The 22,328-nt window shown below is 56.4% G+C and carries 19 protein-coding genes and 3 tRNA genes; 8 read left to right on the top strand and 14 right to left on the bottom strand.

Annotated elements, in window-relative coordinates; genetic code table 11:
• Positions 1-69 precede the first annotated feature (69 nt).
• The 6 genes from hfq to nnr all read right to left on the bottom strand — a co-directional run bounded on the left by hfq (position 70) and on the right by nnr (position 6,985).
• Positions 70-384: an RNA chaperone Hfq gene (gene hfq, locus LZU96_RS02990; protein WP_094120614.1), complete on the bottom strand. Its 315-nt coding sequence runs from the start codon at positions 382-384 to the stop codon at positions 70-72.
• Positions 385-487: 103 nt separating this feature from the next.
• Positions 488-1,438, bottom strand: a complete 951-nt coding sequence (gene miaA, locus LZU96_RS02985; RefSeq protein WP_233987001.1) for a tRNA (adenosine(37)-N6)-dimethylallyltransferase MiaA — start codon at positions 1,436-1,438, stop codon at positions 488-490.
• Positions 1,431-3,275, bottom strand: a complete 1,845-nt coding sequence (gene mutL / locus LZU96_RS02980) for a DNA mismatch repair endonuclease MutL (protein WP_233987000.1) — start codon at positions 3,273-3,275, stop codon at positions 1,431-1,433. The genes miaA and mutL overlap by 8 nt, the downstream gene beginning before the upstream one ends.
• Positions 3,276-3,324: 49 nt before the next feature.
• Positions 3,325-4,995 carry an N-acetylmuramoyl-L-alanine amidase AmiB gene (gene amiB, locus LZU96_RS02975; RefSeq protein WP_233986999.1) on the bottom strand — a complete coding sequence of 557 codons (1,671 nt, stop codon included), beginning with the start codon at positions 4,993-4,995 and terminating at the stop codon, positions 3,325-3,327.
• Positions 4,992-5,468, bottom strand: a complete 477-nt coding sequence (gene tsaE / locus LZU96_RS02970; RefSeq protein WP_233986998.1) for a tRNA (adenosine(37)-N6)-threonylcarbamoyltransferase complex ATPase subunit type 1 TsaE — start codon at positions 5,466-5,468, stop codon at positions 4,992-4,994. The genes amiB and tsaE overlap by 4 nt, the downstream gene beginning before the upstream one ends.
• Positions 5,465-6,985: a bifunctional ADP-dependent NAD(P)H-hydrate dehydratase/NAD(P)H-hydrate epimerase gene (gene nnr, locus LZU96_RS02965; RefSeq protein WP_233986997.1), complete on the bottom strand. Its 1,521-nt coding sequence runs from the start codon at positions 6,983-6,985 to the stop codon at positions 5,465-5,467. The genes tsaE and nnr overlap by 4 nt, the downstream gene beginning before the upstream one ends.
• Here nnr and queG point away from each other — a divergent pair.
• Positions 6,984-8,123, top strand: coding sequence for a tRNA epoxyqueuosine(34) reductase QueG (gene queG / locus LZU96_RS02960; RefSeq protein ID WP_233986996.1), 1,140 nt, complete (start codon positions 6,984-6,986; stop codon positions 8,121-8,123). The genes nnr and queG overlap by 2 nt on opposite strands.
• 348 nt (positions 8,124-8,471) lie before the next feature.
• Here queG and LZU96_RS02955 read toward each other — a convergent pair.
• From LZU96_RS02955 to orn, 4 genes are all read right to left on the bottom strand, one after another.
• Positions 8,472-8,547 (bottom strand) — tRNA-Gly (locus LZU96_RS02955).
• A gap of 24 nt (positions 8,548-8,571) precedes the next feature.
• Positions 8,572-8,647 (bottom strand) — tRNA-Gly (locus LZU96_RS02950).
• A 24-nt stretch (positions 8,648-8,671) separates the two neighbouring features.
• Positions 8,672-8,747: transfer RNA gene (locus LZU96_RS02945), tRNA-Gly, on the bottom strand.
• A gap of 154 nt (positions 8,748-8,901) precedes the next feature.
• A complete protein-coding gene (orn, locus tag LZU96_RS02940; RefSeq protein ID WP_233986995.1) occupies positions 8,902-9,450 on the bottom strand; it encodes an oligoribonuclease in 549 nt (182 codons plus the stop codon).
• Positions 9,451-9,551: 101 nt separating this feature from the next.
• Here orn and rsgA point away from each other — a divergent pair, with 101 nt between their 5' ends.
• From rsgA to mscM, 3 genes are all read left to right on the top strand, one after another.
• On the top strand, positions 9,552-10,601 hold the full coding sequence (gene rsgA / locus LZU96_RS02935) for a small ribosomal subunit biogenesis GTPase RsgA (protein ID WP_233986994.1): 1,050 nt from the start codon (positions 9,552-9,554) through the stop codon (positions 10,599-10,601).
• Positions 10,602-10,814: 213 nt separating this feature from the next.
• Positions 10,815-11,714 (top strand): archaetidylserine decarboxylase, encoded by a 900-nt coding sequence (asd, locus tag LZU96_RS02930; protein ID WP_233986993.1) that lies wholly within the window; start codon positions 10,815-10,817, stop codon positions 11,712-11,714.
• Positions 11,715-11,727: 13 nt separating this feature from the next.
• Positions 11,728-15,060 (top strand): miniconductance mechanosensitive channel MscM, encoded by a 3,333-nt coding sequence (gene mscM / locus LZU96_RS02925; RefSeq protein WP_233986992.1) that lies wholly within the window; start codon positions 11,728-11,730, stop codon positions 15,058-15,060.
• Between the two features lie 47 nt (positions 15,061-15,107).
• Here mscM and mdh read toward each other — a convergent pair whose 3' ends face one another.
• A complete protein-coding gene (gene mdh / locus LZU96_RS02920; RefSeq protein WP_233986991.1) occupies positions 15,108-16,046 on the bottom strand; it encodes a malate dehydrogenase in 939 nt (312 codons plus the stop codon).
• Between the two features lie 431 nt (positions 16,047-16,477).
• Between mdh and argR the strand changes: the two genes are divergently transcribed.
• The 4 genes from argR (at position 16,478) to yhcN (LZU96_RS02900) (ending at position 18,429) form a co-directional block, all read left to right on the top strand.
• Positions 16,478-16,948, top strand: a complete 471-nt coding sequence (gene argR, locus LZU96_RS02915; protein WP_031375110.1) for a transcriptional regulator ArgR — start codon at positions 16,478-16,480, stop codon at positions 16,946-16,948.
• A gap of 489 nt (positions 16,949-17,437) precedes the next feature.
• A complete protein-coding gene (gene yhcN / locus LZU96_RS02910) occupies positions 17,438-17,701 on the top strand; it encodes a peroxide/acid stress response protein YhcN (RefSeq protein ID WP_233986990.1) in 264 nt (87 codons plus the stop codon).
• Positions 17,702-17,795: 94 nt separating this feature from the next.
• Positions 17,796-18,068, top strand: coding sequence for a YdgH/BhsA/McbA-like domain containing protein (locus LZU96_RS02905; RefSeq protein WP_233986989.1), 273 nt, complete (start codon positions 17,796-17,798; stop codon positions 18,066-18,068).
• 97 nt (positions 18,069-18,165) lie between these two features.
• Entirely contained in the window at positions 18,166-18,429 is a 264-nt protein-coding gene (yhcN, locus tag LZU96_RS02900; protein ID WP_094121106.1) for a peroxide/acid stress response protein YhcN, read from the top strand.
• A 53-nt stretch (positions 18,430-18,482) separates the two neighbouring features.
• On the opposite strand, the gene LZU96_RS02895 is transcribed toward yhcN (LZU96_RS02900), so the two are convergent.
• The 3 genes from LZU96_RS02895 to aaeB all read right to left on the bottom strand — a co-directional run bounded on the left by LZU96_RS02895 (position 18,483) and on the right by aaeB (position 22,324).
• A complete protein-coding gene (locus tag LZU96_RS02895; RefSeq protein WP_233986988.1) occupies positions 18,483-18,752 on the bottom strand; it encodes a barstar family protein in 270 nt (89 codons plus the stop codon).
• 55 nt (positions 18,753-18,807) lie between these two features.
• Positions 18,808-20,259 carry an NAD-dependent succinate-semialdehyde dehydrogenase gene (locus LZU96_RS02890; protein WP_233986987.1) on the bottom strand — a complete coding sequence of 484 codons (1,452 nt, stop codon included), beginning with the start codon at positions 20,257-20,259 and terminating at the stop codon, positions 18,808-18,810.
• A 112-nt stretch (positions 20,260-20,371) separates the two neighbouring features.
• The gene (aaeB, locus tag LZU96_RS02885) at positions 20,372-22,324 is read right to left on the bottom strand and encodes a p-hydroxybenzoic acid efflux pump subunit AaeB (RefSeq protein ID WP_233986986.1); all 1,953 of its coding nucleotides are present in this window, start codon (positions 22,322-22,324) and stop codon (positions 20,372-20,374) included.
• Between the last annotated feature and the right edge of the window lie 4 nt (positions 22,325-22,328).

Genomic DNA, 22,328 nt, shown 5'->3' with positions numbered 1-22,328 from the left:
CCTCGCTAAAATAAAAGACCAGGACGGAAAACCAAATGTGCTCTCCAGTCCTGGCTGTACGGTGACGCGTTACTCTGCGTTATCACCGTCTTGTTGTGGCTGTGGCTGCGCAGATGTGTTGCTGCCGCCATGATGGTAATTATTGCTGCCGCCGCCACCGGTATTATTACTATGGTGTGAAACCGGGCGCGAAGGAACAACGGTAGAAATGGCGTGTTTATAAACCATCTGACTTACCGTGTTTTTCAGCAAAATTACAAATTGATCAAATGACTCAATCTGACCCTGCAGCTTGATACCGTTAACCAAATAAATCGAAACCGGAACACGTTCACGACGCAGTGCGTTCAAAAACGGGTCTTGTAATGATTGCCCCTTAGCCATTCTATCTTTTCCTTATATGCTTGTTGTTTGTTGCTTGTAGAACCTATGGTTCTGAAAAAACTGCGTAAAAATTTGCGCACGATAACCAGTTAATTGTACACAATCACCCATGCTTCGCACTAAGAACCTGTAACACCCTGTCACGCGCCAGTTGGGGCTCGTCACTGTCTAACCAGTGCACGTTTTCCCAGCCGCGTAACCAGGTGATTTGACGCTTAGCAAGTTGCCGGGTTGCGCAAATTCCCCGATAAACCATCTCGTCATAATCGATTTCGCCCGATAAATAAGACCACATCTGGCGATAACCCACACAACGAATGGAAGGCATGTCCGTATGCAAATCACCTCGTGCAAACAGGGCCCGAGACTCCGCTTCAAATCCTGACGCCAGCATCTGCTCAAAACGCAACGCGATGCGCTGATGTAACAGTTCACGGCTCGCGGGGGCGATGGCAAACTGGTACACGTCGTAGGGTAACGCTTCGCCGGAAGTTTTTGTCAGTTCCGTTAAAGTTTTACCCGAAATAAAAAAAACTTCCAGTGCTCGCGAAAGTCTCTGCGGATCATTCGGATGAATACGACTGCCGGCAACCGGGTCGATTTCACACAGCTGGCGGTGTAAAGCTTCCCAGCCTTTTTCACGCGCCGTTTGCTCTATCCGCTGACGAACCTCAGGATCGGCCGAGGGCAACGGCGACAATCCCTCAAGTAACGCCTTGAAGTAGAGCATGGTTCCACCAACAAGCAACGGAATTCGTCCGGCCTGAACGATATCCGCCATTTCTGCTAACGCATCACGTCGAAACTCGGCAGCCGAATAGGCCTCCGCGGGATCGCGTATGTCCAGCAAACGATGGGGTGCCACTGCTAACTCTTCAACCGACGGTTTCGCCGTACCAATATCCATCTGACGATAGATTAAGGCAGAATCTACGCTGATTAGTTCCACTGGCAACTGCTTACGTAGCTCAATCGCTAAGGCAGTTTTACCCGATGCTGTGGGTCCCATCAAAAAAATAGCCTTTGGCCGGCCAGCCTGGTTTTGTTCACTCATGCTTCAACGCGTCAATCGCGCTCTCAATCTCAATGGCCTGTAACAGACCTGAAGGCGGCGATTTCAGTAACTGTGGACAGAGCCTTTCGAGCTCAGCCAGCAGATTGATCGCCTGTGAGTGATTCCAGTCAGATGACTCTGCATCCTGACGCCGCGCCAGCCACTGGGCCAGCTGCGTCGCAGAGTTATCCTGCTGCCGGGCGAGATAGCCTAACAGTTCAGGAATCAAGATTTGTAAATTTTGTGTTCGTAACGGTAAAGGAACCGCGCGGAGGGTCACATGGTCCCATTCCAGCTGCAAATCAATGCCCATCTGACTGAGCAGACTGCTATTTTCCTCGGCCGCCTGCCGCTCTGTCTGCGCAATTTTAAGCCGTACCGGGATCAGTAACGGCTGCGGTTTTAATCCCGCTTCACCCGGCTGCAGCTGCGCCTGTTTTAACCAGCGTGCCGCGACCGGCAAGGCCAGCAGCAGCAATCGCTGATCCTGCTCCAGTAACGCATAGTGGTGATGCAGCACCGTCAGTACCCGGCCAAAACTCTGAGCATGTGCCGCCAGCGGTGACTCTTTAGCGACAGCGACGGGACGCGGCGCAGCTTCAGCCTGCTTCGCCGGTGACGCGCCGCTGGCAGGGGTTTTCAGCAACTGCTGATAAACCGCCCCTTCCCGCTGACGATAGCTGTTCTCTTTGTTCTGCCAGGCGGGCGCGGCGGCGGGCGTTGACTCGCTGCGACGCGCGCTGGGCTGTGAGAAGTGGTTGCCGCCGGCGGCCTGCCGGTTCTCCGGCTGCCAGCGCGGGGCAGGCTCTTCAGCCTGCAGCGTCGGCAAGGCGGGTGAGGCGCTGGCCTGCAGGACACTCATCACGCCCTGATAAATAAAATCATGCACCAGCCGCGACTGATGAAAGCGCACCTCATGTTTCGCCGGATGGACGTTAACATCCACCTGGTGCGGGTCAATTTCCAGATAGAGCACATAGGCGGGTTGCTGATCGTCCTGCAGCTGGGTCTGGAAAGCCTGACGAATAGCATGATTGATCAGCTTGTCCCGCATCATGCGGCCATTGACGTAGCAATACTGCAGCTCGCTGACCTGACGGGAACCGGTAGGATCGGCGACCCAGCCGCGCAGCGACAGATCGTCGTGCTGCCACTCGATGCGTAACGCATGTTGCATAAAGGTCACGCCGCAAATCGCCGCCAGCCGCCGTTCGCGCTGACTCTCATCACTTACCGCCCGATACTGACGCATCATTTTGCCATTGTGGCTGAGCGAGATAGCGACATCAAAGCGAGCCAGCGCAATGCGGCGAATCACTTCGTCAATGTGGCCAAATTCGGTTTTTTCGGTACGCATGAATTTGCGGCGCGCCGGCGTGTTGTAAAACAGATCCAGCACTTCCAGCGTGGTGCCGCACGGATGCGCAGCCGGTTTGACCGTCACGGCCATATCGCGCCCTTCGGCATAAGCCTGCCAGGCTTCGGTTTGATCGGCGGTACGTGAGGTCAGGGTCAGACGCGAGACCGAGCTGATGCTGGCCAGCGCTTCACCACGAAAACCGAGGCTCATGATCGCCTCGAGGTCATCCAGTGAGGCAATTTTACTGGTGGCGTGACGGGCCAGCGCCATCGCCAGTTCGCTTTTAACGATGCCGCACCCGTTATCACGGATACGAATCAGCTTCGCGCCGCCCTTTTCAATCTCAACATCAATGCGCGTTGCGCCAGCATCAAGGCTGTTTTCCACCAGCTCTTTCACAACCGATGCAGGACGCTCGACCACTTCTCCCGCCGCAATCTGGTTCGCCAGCTGCGGCGGTAAAATTTGTATCGGCATGATGGATATCCTTTTAGCTGACAGCCCGGCGCAGTGGCCGGGCGAACAATCAGGATGCAGGAATTTTCAGGTTCTGCCCCAACATTACGTTGGTCGACTTCAGATTATTGGTCTGCATTATCGCTTTCGGGCTGACGCCATAGTGGGCGGCTATCGCGGTCAGGGAATCGCCACGGACCACTTTGTGACGTATCACGCCGCGCGGGGCGGCACGCGTCGTCCGGCTGATGGCGGCACTGGCCGGGACTTTAAGACGCTGTCCAACCCACACCACATCGCGCTTCAGCGTATTCATCTCACGCAGGGTCGCCATGCTGACGCCATACTTCGCGGCGATGCCAGAGAGCGTCTCGCCGCGCGTCACCGTGTGGCGCTGAACGGCGCCGGTATATTGCGTCACACCGGTCGCCGGATTACTGACCACGCTAACCGCTGGCGACGAGCCCAGCGGCCGGTTTTCCTCCTTTGGGATGGATTGCAGCGGGTGCGCCAGGAAATAAGTGCGCAGACCTTTATAGATCGACTGCGCAATCTTATCCTGGTGTGCGCTACTGCCAAGCAGTCGCTCCTCCGAGGAATTACTGATGAAGCCGGTTTCCACCAACAGCGAAGGAATATCCGGCGAACGCAGCACGCCAAGACTGGCATGCTCAGGTAAGCGTTTATGCAGCGAGGTGACGCCACGTAACTGCTGCAGCACTTTCTGGGCGATGTCATAACCGACACGCTGTGAATGACCAAACTGCAGGTCAAGCACTGCCTGGCTGAGATAAGGGTCCGCCTGGCTGTTCGCCAGCAGATCGCCTGCGCCGCCCAGTAGTTCAGACTGTTTCTCTTTCTGCTCCAGCCAGTTGGCCATCTCACTGTTGGCGCGACGGTTTGACAGTACCCAGACCGAGGCACCAGTCGCCGCATGGCTTGGCGCGGCGTCGGCGTGAATTGAAACCAGCACGTTGGCGTTGGCTTTACGCGCCACGTCGGAACGGCCCATCACCGAAATAAAGTAGTCGCCATCACGGGTCAGGACGCCTTTGAACATCGGGTCATTATTTAGCAGCACCCGCAGCTTACGGGCGATAGCGATGGTGACATTCTTCTCTTTCAGCCCGCGCTGTCCGATCGCGCCAGGGTCCTGACCGCCGTGTCCGGCATCAATCGCCACGATCACCGTGTCGTTGCGGCTCACCGCGCTGCCCGGACGTACCGTGCTGGCCGTGCTGGTGACAGCGGTGACCGGATTAGCATTAAACGGATTGGCAGCGGCCGCGCTCTGAACCGGCGCGCGCGCTGGTGCCGTTGCCGGAGCGGGCACCGTGCGGGTGACGGCCGGACGCGTACCGGTAATGGTAAACACCACGCTGTAGTTGCTACCGTTACGCTGCGTAACCGCCCGGGTTTTGCCAGGCTGCGTCAGCTCAAACACCAGCCGTACGCTCTGTTTATCTTTCGGCGTGCTGGTGCGGATGCGCTTTACGATGTTTTCACCGCTGAAGTTCAGCGGCAGTCCCTGCACTACCCCACTCTGGCGCACATCCAGCACCACCCGATCCGGATTGCGCAGCGGGAAAAAACCATACACGGGCTGACCAGCAAAGCTCAGGGTCACCGTGGCCTGGTTATCGCCATTGGCGACTTTGATATCAGACAGTGTGGCCGCGAACAGCGGCGTGCAGACCAGCAGCAGCAGTGTCACTAACGCCCATTTCATCCGTGACTTCATGCCGGGTCCCTGTGTTGTGCAAGTGACGCTATCCACTGCTCTGCCAGTGGCGTATGGGCCGCCAGTTCCGCTTCACGCGCGTCACCGACGTAGCGCAGCGTTAAGGAGAGGTCGGGCGACGGCAGAAACCCTTCGCCCTGCTGCGGCCATTCGACCAGACAGATGGCATCGCCGCTGAAGTAATCGCGGATGCCCATAAATTCCAGCTCTTCCGGATCGGCAAGACGATAGAGGTCAAAATGATAAAGTGAGCGCTCACCCAGGGTGTAAGGCTCGACCAGCGTGTAGGTCGGGCTTTTTACGTTACCCTGGTGACCCAGCGCCTGCAGAAAGCCGCGGCTGAAGGTGGTTTTACCCGCCCCCAGATCGCCATAGAGATAAATGACCGCCGCGTTGCCACAGGCACGCGCCAGCTGAGCGCCCAAACCGAGCGTTGCCGCCTCATCGGGCAAAGAAATAACACAGGTCTTCATGCTTCGTAATTCATCTCAGGATTAACAAACTGCCACAGCAGCTCAAGTAAATCTGTTGCCAGCATACCGCGCGTGCCTCGTTGTGCAGCCACCGCATCCGCAGCGGCACCGTGGGCTACGCAGCCGGCACAGGCAGCATCAAACAGCGCCAGTTTCTGGCCCATCAGCGAGGCGATAATCCCACTCAGGAGATCCCCCATGCCGCCGGAAGCCATACCGGCATTTCCCACGTCGGCAAACGCCATTTCACCCTGCTCGCTGGCGATCAGCGTGCCCGCGCCTTTCAGTACCACCACACCACCGTAGCGCTGCGTCAGCATCTGCGCTGCATGTAAGCGGTCACTCTCAACTTCACTGGTCTTGATATTGAGCAGACGTGCCGCTTCGCCAGGATGTGGCGTAATGATGCGATTCTGACGTTTCTCCGCACTGATTGCCAGCAGGTTAAGTGCATCCGCATCCCAAAGCATCGGCTTTTCGCTTTCGGCGACCCGTTCCAGCGCCCGCTTGCCCCACTCGCGCTGCCCCAGGCCTGGACCAATCGCAATCACATCCGCCCACGCCAGTGCGGCGGTCAGCTGTTCATCAGTCAGTTCATCGACCATGATTTCCGGCCGCGCCGTCAGGATCGGGATAATATTATCTTTGTGAGTAAGTACTCGCACTAACCCACTACCGCTGCGCAGGGCCGCTTCCGCCGTCATTCGCACCGCGCCCGCGGTACCGGTATCGCCGCCAACCACCAGTAAACGCCCCTGATCGCCTTTGTGCGAGGTCGGTTTACGCGGCCTGAGCCACTGCGTAAGCGCGCTGGCATCATAGCGCGCCATCGGTGCTGATTCCGCCGCCAGAAAAGCCTGCAGGCCAAGGTCGGCATAGTGCAACTCACCGACATAATCGCGGGCCTTGCCGGTAATCTGTCCCGGTTTAAGCGCCAGCACGCTCAGGGTATGGGTGGCGTTGATGACCTCGCCGGGCACACTGCCGGTACTGGCGGCTAAACCAGAAGGCATGTCGATAGCGAGGATCGGCGCGGCATGGGCATTCGCCAGCTGGATCAGCGTGCTATAGGGTTCAGCGGGCGCGCGATTAATGCCGGTCCCGAGCAGCGCATCAACAATTACATCAACCTGTTCTGGCCAGGCGGCATCCGCAGCATGAATGTCGCCGCCCGCATCCAGCCAGGCATCCCGCGCGCGCTGCGCCTCTTCAGGCAGCGGTTTCGCCCCTTCACAGGCCAACAGCGTCACCTGTTTACCCGCCGCCTGCCCCAGACGCGCCACCACATAGCCATCGCCGCCGTTATTGCCATGACCACACAGGATCAGCCAGTGCCGGGCGTCAGGCCAGCAGGCGTTGAGATGTTCATAGGCCGCCTGCCCGGCGCGCAGCATCAGTTCATACAAGGTGATGCCGAGCGCATCAGCACCTTCACGCTCCAGTTGCGCCACCGCCTGCGCAGGCCAGACAGAATATGGTAAACTGCGGCGGTTTTTCTTCGAACCCTGGTCACTCATGTCATACCCTCTCGATCTTCATCAACTCGCACAACAGATTAAACAGTGGGGATTGGATCTCGGCTTTCAGCAGGTCGGTATCGCCGATACCGATCTGAGTGCGGAAGAGCCGCGTCTTCAGGCCTGGCTGGACAAGCAATATCATGGCGAGATGGCGTGGATGTCGCGCCACGGTATGATGCGGGCGCGTCCGCATGAACTGTTACCCGGTACGCTGCGCGTCATCAGCGTTCGCATGAACTACCTTCCGGCCAAAGCCGCCTTTGCCAGCACCCTGAAAAACCCCCGACTGGGCTATGTCAGCCGTTATGCCTTAGGCCGTGATTACCACAAAGTATTGCGCAATCGACTGAAAAAGCTCGGAGAAATGATCCAGCAGCACTGTGGCGAGCTCAATTTTCGCCCCTTTGTCGACTCTGCCCCATTGCTTGAACGGCCGCTGGCCGCGAAAGCCGGGCTCGGCTGGACCGGCAAACACTCTTTGATTCTTAATCGCGAAGCGGGTTCATGGTTTTTTCTCGGCGAGCTGCTGATTGACCTGCCGCTGCCTGTGGATGCGCCGCAGGAAGAGCAGTGCGGCCGCTGCGTCGCCTGCATGACGATCTGCCCGACCAGCGCCATCGTTGAACCTTATGTGGTCGATGCCCGGCGCTGCATCTCCTATCTCACCATCGAACTGGAAGGGGCCATTCCGGAAGAATTTCGTCCGCTGATGGGCAACCGGATTTACGGCTGTGACGATTGTCAGCTGATCTGTCCGTGGAATCGTTACGGGCAGCTTAGTGATGAAAGTGATTTTTCGCCGCGCGCCGCCCTGCATGCGCCCGAACTGATCGATCTGTTTCAGTGGGATGAAGCGAAGTTTTTGCGTATTACGGAAGGATCGGCCATTCGGCGCATCGGTCATTTACGCTGGCTGCGCAATATCGCCGTGGCGCTGGGAAATGCGCCCTGGTCAGCAGAGATTATTCCGGTGCTGGAGCAGCGGCTGGGTGAAAGTGAAATGCTGGATGAACATATCCGCTGGGCTATCGCCCGGCAGCAGGATCAACGTCAGCAGCTGGTGGTCGACGTGCAGCCCGCGCAGCATAAGCGCCTGGTCCGTGCAGTTGAGAAGGGATTACCGCGTGATGCATGAGTGAGCAGCCAGCCGGCAGTCAGGCGTTTTCCACATGCTGTGAATAAAAATAAAAAGGCGTTGTCATTCAAATGCCATAAGGCTGATTACGCTGGGAAATAACAATCTGAAATATTTTCATATTGATAATTATCAACGGGTTACCGCAAAGTTGTGTTTATTTAATAATGAGGCTATCGCTTCGGTTAACAGATAAAGCTGTGGATAACTCTGTTCAAAAGCATTTTACAGATCGGGGAAAACAGCGCAAATGATGGCGTGCAGTGCTGTGGATAACCTTCTGGAAACTCTTGTATCCCGCAACAATAAACAGCCTGATAATCGGCTGGATGGGGTATGACGTAAAACTGGAGCGGGAAACGAGACTCGAACTCGCGACCCCGACCTTGGCAAGGTCGTGCTCTACCAACTGAGCTATTCCCGCATAGAAGGGCAGTGCTAAAAAATCTGGAGCGGGAAACGAGACTCGAACTCGCGACCCCGACCTTGGCAAGGTCGTGCTCTACCAACTGAGCTATTCCCGCAAAGAGGGTACTGCTAATTAAATCTGGAGCGGGAAACGAGACTCGAACTCGCGACCCCGACCTTGGCAAGGTCGTGCTCTACCAACTGAGCTATTCCCGCGCCTTGTACCGTTAATAAATTCTTCACCGGTACGGGGTGCGCATTATACGAGAAATCGTTGCTGCTGCAAGCCCTTGAAAGCAAAATTTTTCGCTTTCCGCGCGATTGCTGATTAAATCAGCAACCTGACGATTTCCTGCGCACCCGCTGTTGATTAAAGCTGCAAAAAGTGTTCGCGGTAGTAAGCCAGCTCCGCAACGGACTCGCGAATGTCATCCAGCGCCTGATGTGAACCGCTCTTTTTAAAGCCAGGCAGGATGTCGGGCTTCCAGCGGCGCGCCAGTTCTTTCAGCGTGCTGACGTCCAGATAGCGATAATGGAAGTAGGCTTCCAGCTCAGGCATATATTTGAACAGGAAGCGCCGATCCTGGCCAATGCTGTTACCGCAAATCGGCGAAGTATTGGCTGGCACCCACTGTTTCAGAAATTCAATGGTGGCCAGTTCCGCTGCCCGATCGTCTATCTGGCTCGCCTTTACCCTTTCTACCAGTCCACTGTTGGTGTGGGTACGAACGTTCCACTCATCCATCAGCGCCAGTTGCGCGTCAGACTGGTGGACGGCCATCACCGGGCCTTCCGCCAGGATGTTTAAATTGGCGTCCGTTACCAGGGTCGCGATCTCAATAATGCGATCGCGTTCCGGATCCAGTCCGGTCATCTCAAGATCAATCCAGATCAGATTCTGTTCATTTCCAGTAGCCATGCTGTTTCCTGCGGTTGCTGTAGTCGTCATTCAGGATGAATAAGGTGTATCATAGACGTTTTGCCCAGCCGGGCGAAATCTGGCTAACACTGTGAGGGTGAGTGAGCAAAAATAAACTGTCGAAGGGCCAACAACGTCGCGTAAGCGCTAACCACGATCGCCGTCTCAACCAGCGCAGAGAGCGTCCGGAAGCGGATGATAACCTGTTTGGTGAAGCTGCAGATGGGGTCGTTGTCAGCCGTTTTGGCATGCACGCCGATGTCGAGGACAGCGCAGGCGTCGCCCACCGCTGCAATATTCGTCGTACTATTCGTTCGCTGGTGACCGGCGACCGCGTGCTGTGGCGTCCGGCGCTGAGCGGCGGCAAAGGTATTGTCGAAGCGGTGCATGAACGCACCAGCGTATTAACCCGTCCCGACTTTTACGATGGCGTCAAACCGATCGCCGCCAATATCGATCAGATCATTATCGTGTCGGCCATTCTGCCCGAACTGTCGCTGAACATCATCGACCGCTATCTGGTTGCCAGTGAAACGCTGGATATTGAGCCGCTGCTGGTCCTGAACAAAACCGATCTGCTGGATGAGAAGGCGCGCGCCTTTGTCGATCGGCAGATGGATATTTATCGTGAGATTGGTTACCGGGTCGTCATGGTCTCCAGCCGGGCGAAAAACGGTCTGGATGAGCTGGAAGCTGCATTAACCGATCGCGTTAGCATCTTCGCCGGCCAGTCTGGCGTTGGTAAATCGAGCCTGCTGAATGCCCTGCTCGGCCTCGATAAAGAGGAACAGGTGGCCATTCTGACCAATGAAGTCTCTGATAACTCCGGTCTCGGTCAGCACACCACCACCGCCTCGCGGTTGTATCACTTCCCACACGGCGGCGATGTGATCGATTCGCCCGGCGTGCGCGAGTTTGGCTTATGGCATCTTGAACCGGAACAAATCACCCGCGGATTTGTCGAATTTCGTGCCTACCTCGGCGATTGCAAGTTTCGTGACTGTAAGCACGGCAGCGATCCCGGCTGTGCAATCCGCGAAGCGGTAGAGCAGGGAAAAATCAACGTTTCCCGTTTCGATAACTACCACCGCATTCTGGAGAGCATGGCGCAGGTAAAAACGCGTAAAAACTTCCCTGACGGTGAAGGTTAACGGGTATAACCGCGTCCTGAACGCAGATTTTCATCCGGCGCGCGGTGCTGCCCGCTGCGGCGGGTTACCCGGTCCCGATGCTGCGCGCCAATTGGCCAGAGGCCCGGCGATTCGCCGCGTGGCATAAATCGGCTATAGTCGCCATCTGACCGGGGCGCTGCTACAATCCGCTCCCTTTTTTATCAACGTCATGAAAATAGCCAGGAGGCTAAGGTGTTTGATCGTTTGAAACTCGGCTTGAATCATATTCTCCCGAAGAAATGGCTGACTGAACTCGCCGGTTGGGGCGCCAGTCGCCGCGGTGGTTGGTTGACCAAACTGGTCATTGACATCTTTGTCTGGTTTTACAAAGTCGACATGGCGGAAGCGCGCAAGCCGGACACCGCCAGCTATCGCACCTTTAACGACTTCTTTGTCCGTCCGTTAAAAGACGATGCGCGTCCGGTAGATGCTGACGCCAACCTGATCGCCCTGCCCGCTGATGGCGCAATCAGCCAGCTCGGCCACATCAAGGGTGACCAGATCTTCCAGGCGAAAGGTCATCACTACACGCTTGAAGCCCTGCTGGCCGGAAATGAGCAGATGGCGGCCCGCTTTGTTGACGGTGAATTTGTTACGACCTATCTGGCACCGCGCGACTATCACCGCGTTCATATGCCGTGCAACGGTATCCTGCGTGAGATGATCTACGTGCCGGGCGATCTCTACTCAGTTAACCCGCTGACCGCGCGCAACATCCCTAACCTGTTTGCCCGCAATGAGCGCGTGATCTGCTATTTCGAGACGGATATCGGTCCAATGGTGCAGATTCTGGTCGGTGCCACCATCGTCGGCAGCATCGAAACGGTGTGGGCCGGTACCATAACCCCGCCGCGTGAAGGCGTGATTAAACGCTGGCACTATCCGGCAGCGGATGATGAAGGTGCGGTGGTGCTGCTGAAAGGTCAGGAAATGGGTCGCTTTAAGCTGGGCTCTACCGTGATTAACCTGTTCGCACCGGGCCGGGTCAAACTGGCTGAAAGCCTTGAAGCTGAAAGTAAAACCCGTCTGGGTCAACCGCTGGCGATTGCCCTGCCGGTGGCGACAGACGTTTCCGACGTCATCGTCGACTAAGTGAGTGTCACCTGTGCGTTCGATTCTCCTCCTGCTGCTGAGCCTGTGGCTCAGCAGCCCGGCCTTTGCGGCCAGCCTGCCTGACGCGAACCAGCTAAAACAGCAGCTGGAAGAAGTCAAAGCCGCCAAAAGTTCACCCGCCCAGGCAGAACAGATCCAGTCCATTGAAGCCGCGTTAAATTTCCTCTCTGAACGTGATGACTCGCTGGAGCGTGCCGCCCAGTATCAGCAGGTCATTGATGATTTCCCGCGTCTGGCTCGCGAGTTACGTCAACAGATCGCTGCGATGGGCGACAGCGCAAAGACCGTGCGCAGCAACATGAGCAGCGCGGAACTGGATCAGGAGATTCTGCAGGTCAGCAGCCAGCTGCTGGAAGAGGGTCGTCAGGCGCAGCAGGAGCAGGATCGCGCACGTGAGATCAGCGACTCCCTGTCGCAGCTGCCACAACAGCAGACCGAAGCCCGCCGCGCCATGACCGAAAGTGAACGACGTTTGCAGGCGGCCAGCAACAGTGCCTCGCCGCAGGGCCAGCTGCAACTGGCGGCGCGTCAGGCGGAAAATGCCGCCAATAAAGCGCGCGTTGATGAGCTGGAGCTGGCGCAGCTCTCCGCCAATAATCGTCAGGAACTGGCGCGGATGCGGGCCGAAGCGCACCAGCGCAAAGCCGCTCAGCTGGATAACTATCTGCAGGCGCTGCGTAATCAGCTCAACGATCAGCGCCAGCGTGAAGCCGAACTGGCGCTGGCACGCACCGAGCAACTGGCGGAAAATAGTGGCGATCTGCCACCGGCAATCAGCGATCAGTTCCGCGTTAACCGCGATCTCTCCGTTGCCCTGAATCAGCAGGCGCAGCGGATGGATCTGGTAGCGTCGCAGCAGCGGCTGGCAACCAATCAAATTATTCAGGTACGTCAGGCGCTCTCAACCCTGCGCGAGCAGTCACAGTGGCTCGGCGCCTCTAATTTACTGGGGGAAGCGCTACGGGCCCAGGTGGCGCGTCTGCCGGAGATGCCCAAATCTCAGCAGATTGATAACGAGATGGCGCAGCTGCGGGTTCAGCGACTCCATTATGAAGATTTGCTGGATCGTCAGGAGGCGCTACGCAAGGGCCATCAGGCAGATGGACAGCCCTTTACCAGCGAGCAGAAGCGAATTCTTGATGCCCAGCTGCGGACCCAGCGCGAACTGCTTAATTCCCTGATCTCCGGCTGCGACACCCTGATCCTGGAGATCACCAAGCTGAAGGTCGGCAACACGCAGTTGCAAGATGCGCTGACCGAAGTAAAAGATGCCACCCACCGTTATCTGTTCTGGACCGCAGACGTCAGCCCGATCGGCCTGAGTTACCCGCTGGATCTGGCTAAGGATCTGTCACGCCTGCTGTCGCTGGATACACTGGGTCAGCTCGGCAAAGCGATGGCAATGATGTTTACCAGCCGCAACACCGTGCTGCCGATCATTGGCGCCCTGCTGCTGGTCGGTTTCAGCATCAGTTCGCGTCGCCATTTCAACGCCTTCCTTGAACGCTCCGCCAGCAAAGTCGGCAAGGTCACTCAGGACCGCTTCCGGCTCACCATTCGTACCGTATTCTGGTCGATACTGGTGGCGCTGCCGCTGCCGGTGTTGTGGGGCACGCTGGGTTATGGTCTGCAGAACGCCTGGCCCTACCCGATTGCCGTCGCCATCGGCGATGGTATTACCGCCACGCTGCCGCTGCTGTGGGCCTTTATGATCAGCGCCGCCTTTGCCCGCTCCAACGGCCTGTTCATCGTCCATTTCCGCTGGCCGCAGAACCGCGTGGCGCGCGCTATGCGCTACTACTCGCTGAGCATCGGTCTGATTGTGCCGCTGATCATGCTGTTAATCGCCTTTGGTAATCTGGAAGATCGTCAGTTCTCTTCGTCACTGGGACGCCTCTGTTTCATTCTGATTTGTGGCGCGATCAGCATCGTTACCGTCAGCCTGAAACGCGCCGGGATTCCGCTCTATCTGGATAAAGAGGGCAATGGCGACAACATGATCAACCGTATGCTGTGGAACCTGATGATCGCGATGCCGCTGATGGCGGCGCTCGCCTCGGCAATCGGTTATCTGGCGACGGCGCAGGCCTTGCTGGCCCGGCTGGAAACCTCGGTTGCCATCTGGTTCCTGCTGCTGGTGATCTATCACATTATCCGCCGCTGGATGCTGATTCAGCGGCGCCGTCTTGGCTTTGACCGCGCCCGTCAGCGCCGCGCTGATATGCTGGCGAACCGGGCGCGCAGTGAAGAAGAGAAAGAACAAGGCGCACAGAATACCGACGCGATTGAGATTGAAGAGCCGGTGATCGATCTTGACGCTATCAGTGCGCAGTCACTGCGGCTGGTGCGCTCAATTCTGACGCTGATTGCGCTGGTTTCGGTGATTGTGCTGTGGTCGGAAATTCACTCAGCTTTTGGCTTCCTGGAGAATATTCCGCTGTGGGACGTCAACACCTCGGTACAGGGCGTGGAGTCTATCCAGCCGATTACCCTGGGTTCGGTGCTGATCGCCATTCTGGTGTTTATTATCACCACCCAGCTGGTGCGCAATATGCCCGCTCTGCTGGAACTGGCGCTGCTGCAGCACCTTAATCTGACGCCCGGTACCGGCTATGCCATCACCACGCTGACCAAATACCTGCTGTTGCTGATTGGCGGATTGATTGGTTTCTCGCTGATCGGTATTGAGTGGTCGAAATTACAGTGGCTGGTGGCCGCACTCGGTGTCGGGCTCGGTTTTGGCTTGCAGGAAATTTTTGCCAACTTTATCTCGGGTCTGATCATTCTGTTTGAAAAACCGATCCGCATTGGCGACACGGTCACGATTCGCGACCTGACCGGCAGCATTACCCGCATCAATACCCGCGCCACCACGATCACTGACTGGGACCGCAAAGAGATTATTGTGCCGAACAAAGCCTTTATCACCGAGCAGTTCGTTAACTGGTCGCTGTCCGATTCGGTGACGCGTGTGGTGCTGACCATTCCTGCACCGGCGAAAGTCAGCAGCGAACAGGTGACAACCATCCTGAAACAGGCGGCTGAACGTTGCAGCTATGTGCTGGATACGCCGCCACCTGAAGTGTTCCTGGTCGATTTACAGCAGGGCATTCAGCTGTTTGAACTGCGTGTACATGCGGCTGAGATGGGGCATCGTATGCCGCTGCGTCATGAGCTGCATCAGCTGATCCTCAGCGGATTTGAGCAGCACGGTATCGAGATGCCGTTCCCGCCGTTCCAGATGCGGATGGAGATGCTGGGCAAGAAGCTGCCAGCCAGCAACGGTACGCCCGCGGCACGCGCTTATAAATCTGGCGGCCTGTAAACGACAACGCCCGGCTAAGCCGGGCGTTGTTGGGTCAGGGCGATGATTTACTGCTTCACAAATTCTTCGCCCTGGGCGATATCTTTCTTCAGCGTATCCAGCATCCCGGTCAGTGCCTGCTGTTCGAAAGCACTCAGCGTGCCAATCGGCTGACGCTCGGCAATGCCGTTTTTACCCAGCAGCAGCGGCTGAGAGAAGAAACGCGCATATTCGCCATCCCCTTCTACATAAGCACACTCCACCACATTGGCCTCACCGTTAAGCGCACGCACCAGCGATAAACCGAAACGCGCGGCAGCCTGGCCCATCGACAGCGTGGCAGAACCGCCACCCGCTTTGGCTTCAACCACTTCCGTCCCGGCGTTCTGGATGCGTTTGGTGAGATCCGCCACTTCCTGTTCGCTGAAGCTGACGCCTGGCACCTGCGACAGCAGAGGCAGAATGGTCACACCGGAATGACCGCCGATAACCGGTACCTCAACCTCGCCAGGTTGCTTACCTTTTAACGCGGCCACAAAGGTATTGGCGCGGATGATATCCAGCGTGGTGACGCCAAACAGGCGGTTTTTGTCGTAGACGCCATGTTTTTTCAGCACCTCCGCCGCAATCGCCACCGTGGTATTGACCGGGTTAGTGATCACCCCGATTAAGGCTTTGGGTGCCGTCGTCGCCACCTGATCAATCAGGTTGCGCACAATGCCGGCATTCACGTTGAACAGGTCGGCGCGATCCATACCAGGCTTACGCGCTACACCAGCAGAGATCAGTACCACATCGGCACCCTGCAAGGCGGGCGTGGCGTCTTCTCCACTAAATCCCTTGATAGCGACCGCCGTCGGAATATGGCTGAGATCGACGGCAACACCCGGCGTCACCGGTGCGATGTCATACAGTGAAAGTTCTGAACCTGCAGGAAGCTGGGTTTTGAGCAGAAGTGCGAGCGCCTGGCCTATGCCGCCAGCGGCACCGAGAACGGCAACTTTCATTCTTAACTCCTTATTAAGGTGGGGCAGAGATGGGCCGAAATTCTATCTGTGTCAGACCTTAATCAACTGCTCAGGCGATGATAAATACCCGCTGTTAATTCTACGTGTTTTCACACTTAATCGCCGGATTCAAAAGTTACTTATCATCTTCATACCTGAATGACCGACAACTGTGCCGTCGTCAGACAGAGAACGGCTACGTGCGTTTTCTGTTACTACACCACCAATAATATAACAACTTTGCAACCTTCGCCTTCCAGCGCTGTGACAGGGGTTTTGGTATGAGACGATTTCTTTGCTATTATCGCCGCCCGCTAGCCGCCCGAACCCTGCTCATCAATCAACCGATTGCATAAAAATGCATTTAAATGCATAATCACCACTCTGCCGCGGGCGGCTGCGCGGTTATTCCCTCTATTTATTGGTAACCTATGCGAAACCCATCGAAACAAGACGATCTGATCAAGGCTTTCAAGGCCTTATTAAAAGAAGAAAAATTCAGTTCCCAGGGCGAAATCGTTCAGGCGCTCCAGGATGAAGGCTTCGAGAACATCAACCAGTCAAAGGTTTCTCGTATGCTGACCAAATTTGGCGCGGTACGCACCCGCAATGCCAAAATGGAGATGGTTTACTGCTTGCCTGCCGAACTTGGCGTGCCGACCACCACCAGCCCGTTAAAAAACCTGGTTCTGGACATCGATTACAACGATGCGCTGGTGGTGATTCATACCAGCCCGGGCGCCGCACAGCTGATTGCGCGCCTGCTCGACTCGCTGGGCAAATCAGAAGGCATCCTGGGCACCATCGCCGGGGATGACACCATTTTTATCACCCGCGCACGCGACTTCACGGTTAAGCAACTGCACGGTGCCATTCTTAACCTGTTTGAACAGGAACTCTGATAGCGGACCTGTTGACTGAGCATAATCGTGCCGGTCAACAGCCTGTTTTGCCCGCGCCTGCCACTTCTCCTGCCCTGTCCTGATTAAAATCAGTGCGTTAGCGTCATGCTTTGGTCGTTTTCTCTCGTCTGAATAATGGTCATACCTTTTGGTCTGCTTAACCTTTCGCGCTATTTTACACTGCTTTACATCACGACACTGGCGACATTACCCAGATCTGAATCAAAGTCCAGGCTGATCGACCACCTCTTTTCGCACAAAAAGATAAAGTGATTTATCCCGCTGTTTTTGCAGCAAAAAGGGCTGAAAAGGTCATTTTTCAGCCGGTTTTTATAACGCTGGGTTATTAAAAGTAGCCATAAGGATAAAGAATCACAAAAAAACATTATTAGCGGAGTATTAATTTCTTCCGTTATTAGTTCTATACTTCTTTTCGTGATGCAAATCACACCAACTAAAAAGATAAAAATTGACGACGAGGAAAAATACATGAACGTAAAAACTACCATCGCTACGCTGAGCATTCTCTCTGCTCTTTCTTTTGGTGCTGTGGCAGCAGAATCTGTCACCGCAGCGCAGGCACAGGATCTGCAACCCGCAGGTACCGTCAGCGTCAGTGGCGTTGCAGGCTCACCGATGGAAATTAACCAGCAGCTGAGTGATAAAGCCGATCAGCAGGGCGCAAAAGCCTATCGCGTGATCGAGGCGTACAACAACGGCAACTATCACGCCACTGCCCGTTTGTACAACTAAGCCCAGCGTCATCAGATATCGCCCCGAACCCTCTTTTTGACGCGCGGTTATGCGCCTCGGTGGGTTCAGGCAAACAATTTCAGGAGAGTTAATCATGAAAAAGACATTCGCTATTGCCGTACTGAGTCTGGCTTCCGTGTTCTCAATGGGTGCCAGCGCAGCCAGCCTGGTATCGAATCAGCAGGCACAGAGCCAGAATCTGCAACCGATGAACCAGACTATCAGCGTCAGCGGCCGTGACGGCGATCAGACCAATATCCGTCAGGTTCTGTCGGAGAAAGCCGATGCGCAGGGTGCCAGCCACTATCGCATCATCGAAAACAACCAGGATGACACCTACCACGTCACCGCTGAGCTGTATAAATAATTAACCGTCACGTCGCCCTGAACGGCGCCGGACCCGTATCGACGACCCGCTTCTTTCTTTTCACCGCAGGTTGTTGAACGTAATGAGGAGACGAACAATGAAAATCAAAACAACCATCGCTACAGTCAGCCTGCTTTCCGTTATGGCGTTCGGCGCTTCTGCCGCACAGCTGGTAACCGGTGAACAGACACAAAACCTGCAGCCTGCGGGAACCGTCACCATCAGTGGTACAGCGGGGGCACCGATGGATTATCGTGCGGAGCTTTCTCAGAAAGCCGATGAGCAGGGTGCCAGCGCCTATAAAGTGATTGAGGCCCGTACCGGCGATAACTATCACTTCACCGCTCAGCTCTATAAGTAATTCCTCGTCAGATTTATGACGAACCCTTTGGCCCCGCTCGCCGGGGCCCTTTTTCATCTGACGTTAAAGTGCAGCTGACCTTCCAGCTCCTCTTCTGCTTCATCAAACAGCAAAATCAGCGCACCATAGCGTCGTCGCTGCCCTTTCCCCAGATTTACAAACTCAATCTCCAGCGGCATCGGCAACAGATCGCCGGTCACCACATCCCATAGTCCATCCAGATCGCAGATCCGCCGCTCTTCCAGCGCAAACCGCTCGCTGAACTGGCGAAAAAAATGTGCCTGATCGACTATCTCGTTGAAATCAAAACGCTCGGTTTTCATGCTGACGGCTCCCATCCTCCGTCTGCGGGCGACCCGCGCCGCCCGTTCCTGACCGCTAGCCCAAACCGCCGAGATGCAGCGCTTTGATCTCCAGATACTCTTCCATACCCAGCACCGAACCTTCGCGCCCCAGTCCCGACTCTTTCACGCCACCAAACGGCGCGACTTCCGTCGACACGGCGCATTCGTTTATCCCGATCATGCCGCTTTCCAGCGCGGCAGAGACGCGGAACACCCGCTGCAGGTTCTGGGTGTAGAAATAAGCCGCCAGACCAAAGGGCGTATCGTTGGCGCAGCGGATCACCTCTGCCTCATCATCGAACCGGAAGCAGGCGGCGACCGGACCAAAGGTCTCTTCCTGTGCCAGCTGCATTCCTTCGTGCGCCTCGGTAATCACCGTCGGTTGCCAGAAGTTGCCACCCAGCGCGTGACGCTCGCCGCCAGCCAGCAGTTTGCCGCCTTTGGCGACCGCATCCTTAACGTGCTGTTCCACCTTTTCCAGCGCAGAGGCCTCAATCAGCGGCCCGACAATCACCCCCTCTTCCATGCCGTTACCCACTTTGAGCTTACTGACTTCGTCTGCCAGCTGGCGGGTAAAGCGGTCATAGATAGCGCTGTGAATGTAGAAGCGGTTCACGCTGACACAGACCTGACCCGCATTACGGAATTTATTGGCGATCGCGCCCTGCACGGCGGCATCAATATCCGCATCCTCAAACACGATATAAGGCGCATTGCCGCCCAGCTCCATAGAGACTTTTTTCATCGTCTCTGCGGCATTGCGCATCAGCAGCTTGCCGACCTCGGTTGAACCGGTGAACGAGATTTTACGCACCGCTTTACTGGCCATGATGGCGTCGCTAATCGCATGCGTATCACCTGCCACTGCGTTGAGTACGCCATCCGGCACGCCAGCCTGCTTCGCTAACGCCAGCAAGGCAAAGGCAGAAAGCGGCGTATTGTTGGCGGGTTTGATGATGCCGGTACAGCCTGCCGCCAGCGCCGGACCCAGCTTGCGCGTCAGCATCGCCATCGGGAAATTCCACGGCGTGATGGCAGCAACGACGCCAATCGGTTCGCGGGTCGCCAGAATACGGGAACCCGGTTTGGCTGGCGGGATGATTTCACCGTTGGCGCGTTTTGCCTGTTCGGCAAACCACTGAATAAAGCTGGCGGCATACTCCACTTCGCCTTCCGCCTCTTTCAGCGGTTTCCCCTGTTCAGCGGTCATCAGCTCGCCCAGCCAGCGCTTGTTCTCAATGATCAGCTGGTACCAGCGATAAAGGATCTCCGCGCGCGCTTTGGCGGTCAGGGCGCGCCAGGCGGGAAAGGCGCGCTCAGCGGCAGCAATCGCCTGCTCCGTTTCCGCTTTACCCGCTTTAGCAACCTGCGCGATCACCTCGCCGGTGGCGGGATTGGTCACGTCAAAAGTGGTAGAGGTGCGATGCCATTGACCGTCAGCTAAATAACCGGTCTGAAATAGTTCGCTTGTGTGCAGTGATGTCATTGATTCGCTCCTGTCATTTTACCCTTCCGTCAGAAGAGTATAGTTGGCAAAAGCGACAGGTTTTGTGACGGGATGGCATTACACCGGCCGCTGCAGGACGCAGCGGCCGGTTTCAGATTTGGATTAGGGTGTTCTGATACTTGTTCAGCATGGTCGCCAGCCGTTTTACCGGTTCGGTTACGCTGACGGGCGCATCGTAATGCACCAGCTTCTGCTGATAGACCTCCAGCTCCTGCAATAACTGCTCAAAGTAGTAGCGTCGTTTGTCATCGCTGCCGGCGGAGATCACCCGATCGGCGGTGTAGCGCAGCTGGCGATGGTAGGCGGAGAGAACGTCGTTCACCGGCACTTCTGCATTGCGTAACCGCTGATGTCCAATGATCAGCGTCAGCGCGATGCGATATTTATCGATGTCGCCGGGAAACAGGTTTAACAGCAGAAATAGTTGCTGATAGAGCGCTGGCAGATGGTTTTCACGGCGGCGCGCCTGATTGGTGGTCATCGCCGACACGGCCGCATACATAAAGCGGTTAAGCAGTTTGCGTCCGGTGCGCGCTTTCGATTTATCCCGAATCAACAGGATCACCATCATCGCCACGAAACAGCCGATCACCTGGCCCAGCACGTTATCGAGGAACACATTGAATCTGAACTCCATCGGGTTATCCAGCACCAGCACGTTAAGCGTCCCGATTAACGCACCAAGGGTGCCCAGCTGACGTCGCTGTACAAAGATACCGCCGATAAAGCCGAGCAGGCCGATGGCAATACAGAGCAACAGTGCGCTCTGCTGGGTATTGGGCAAGACGTAGATAAAGTAGAGCGCGCCAAGCGGCACCGCGACCGTCATGCCGTAGAGAAAGTCTTTCGCCATCATCAGCGGATTCGGCATCCGCATCGCCAGCGCGGTAATCACCGCCAGCATCACCATGCAGCCGCTGCCCGAGGTCCAGCCGGTGTATAACCAGAATAACGATCCCAGCGCGGTGGCAACAAAAGTACGGATGCCATTGATCATCGCGTGATGGGTTTCAGCCGAACGCGCCTGAATCACGATTTCGCGTTGCAGGATCTCCTCTTCCAGCGAGGTGATACGGCTGTTACTTTTAATGCCGTTGAGCAGCAGCAGATATTCGGTTGCCGCACCGACCCAGCTCACCAGCGTGTCCGGCGTCGATTTGCCGCTGGCACCCATTACCCGCCGCATCACCTTCATCCGCTTATGCACCTCTTCAACCGTCGTGGCCTCTTTTTCAATCAGCAAACGGTACTGCGGCGGAATGTAGTCGGGGCGCGCATTCTGAATCAGAAAGGTTTCGGCCGCCTGGGTAATCAGGGTCAGCGAGAGCGTATTGAGCATCTGCAGCCGTCGATTGCTGTTCTTCCAGCGCGAGGATTCCATCATCAGCTGGCTGCGCATACTGTTTAGCGCAGTGGTACGGCGCACCAGCGCGCTCCAGGCCTTATCAACCTCTTCTTTGTCACCGTGCGCGACGCAGAGCTGCAGCAGCTGATAATGCGCCACCAGCAGCGAGTCCACTTCAGCATCGATCACTTTTTTAATCGAGCGCGGCGAGAAGATCATATCCGCCAGAATGGCGCACAAAATCCCGAGCACGATCTCACTGCAGCGCTCTACCGCATACTGCGGTGCCAGCGTCAGGCCGCCGCTGGCGTCGGCGGTAACCACGATAATCAGTGCGGTATAGCCTGCCAGCCCCAGAGCATAGGAGTTTTCAACTTTGATCAGCGATGAGAGCCAGACGCAAAGACCGGCCCAGATGCAGCAGAGCAGCAGCATCACCACCGGCGCACGCACCGTGGCGATCATAATGGTCAGGGCGGCGATACAGCCGATGAAGGTACCGATGATTCGCAGCACACCGCGGTAACGTAGCGCACCTGAATAGGGATCGCCACCGGCGGCGAAGGCGGTGCCGCCGGCAACAATGCCCGCGGTCATCACCGCCCAGCGAGGCGTTTCAAGGTTAAGGTGAAAACCAATCATCAGCGCGGCAAGCAGCGCGAAGGTCAGCTTCACCGGGAAACGCAAGAACTCGATCATATCG

The sequence above is a fragment of the Pantoea agglomerans genome, from assembly GCF_021397715.1.
Taxonomy (GTDB): Bacteria; Pseudomonadota; Gammaproteobacteria; order Enterobacterales; family Enterobacteriaceae; genus Pantoea; species Pantoea astica.
The sequence above is the reverse complement of the archived record's forward strand: the minus strand, read 5'-3'. Positions and strand labels throughout refer to the sequence as shown.

Excerpts from the sequence above, each read along its gene's own strand:
- yhcN (WP_233986990.1), top strand. The coding sequence starts at position 17,438 with ATGAACGTAAAAACTACCATCGCTACGCTGAGCATTCTCTCTGCTCTT.
- argR (WP_031375110.1), top strand. The coding sequence starts at position 16,478 with ATGCGAAACCCATCGAAACAAGACGATCTGATCAAGGCTTTCAAGGCC.
- LZU96_RS02895 (WP_233986988.1), bottom strand. The coding sequence starts at position 18,752 with ATGAAAACCGAGCGTTTTGATTTCAACGAGATAGTCGATCAGGCACAT.
- amiB (WP_233986999.1), bottom strand. The coding sequence starts at position 4,995 with ATGAAGTCACGGATGAAATGGGCGTTAGTGACACTGCTGCTGCTGGTC.
- nnr (WP_233986997.1), bottom strand. The coding sequence starts at position 6,985 with ATGAGTGACCAGGGTTCGAAGAAAAACCGCCGCAGTTTACCATATTCT.
- tsaE (WP_233986998.1), bottom strand. The coding sequence starts at position 5,468 with ATGAAGACCTGTGTTATTTCTTTGCCCGATGAGGCGGCAACGCTCGGT.
- LZU96_RS02890 (WP_233986987.1), bottom strand. The coding sequence starts at position 20,259 with ATGACATCACTGCACACAAGCGAACTATTTCAGACCGGTTATTTAGCT.
- mdh (WP_233986991.1), bottom strand. The coding sequence starts at position 16,046 with ATGAAAGTTGCCGTTCTCGGTGCCGCTGGCGGCATAGGCCAGGCGCTC.
- orn (WP_233986995.1), bottom strand. The coding sequence starts at position 9,450 with ATGGCTACTGGAAATGAACAGAATCTGATCTGGATTGATCTTGAGATG.
- miaA (WP_233987001.1), bottom strand. The coding sequence starts at position 1,438 with ATGAGTGAACAAAACCAGGCTGGCCGGCCAAAGGCTATTTTTTTGATG.
- yhcN (WP_094121106.1), top strand. The coding sequence starts at position 18,166 with ATGAAAATCAAAACAACCATCGCTACAGTCAGCCTGCTTTCCGTTATG.
- hfq (WP_094120614.1), bottom strand. The coding sequence starts at position 384 with ATGGCTAAGGGGCAATCATTACAAGACCCGTTTTTGAACGCACTGCGT.
- mutL (WP_233987000.1), bottom strand. The coding sequence starts at position 3,275 with ATGCCGATACAAATTTTACCGCCGCAGCTGGCGAACCAGATTGCGGCG.
- queG (WP_233986996.1), top strand. The coding sequence starts at position 6,984 with ATGTCATACCCTCTCGATCTTCATCAACTCGCACAACAGATTAAACAG.
- aaeB (WP_233986986.1), bottom strand. The coding sequence starts at position 22,324 with ATGATCGAGTTCTTGCGTTTCCCGGTGAAGCTGACCTTCGCGCTGCTT.
- LZU96_RS02905 (WP_233986989.1), top strand. The coding sequence starts at position 17,796 with ATGAAAAAGACATTCGCTATTGCCGTACTGAGTCTGGCTTCCGTGTTC.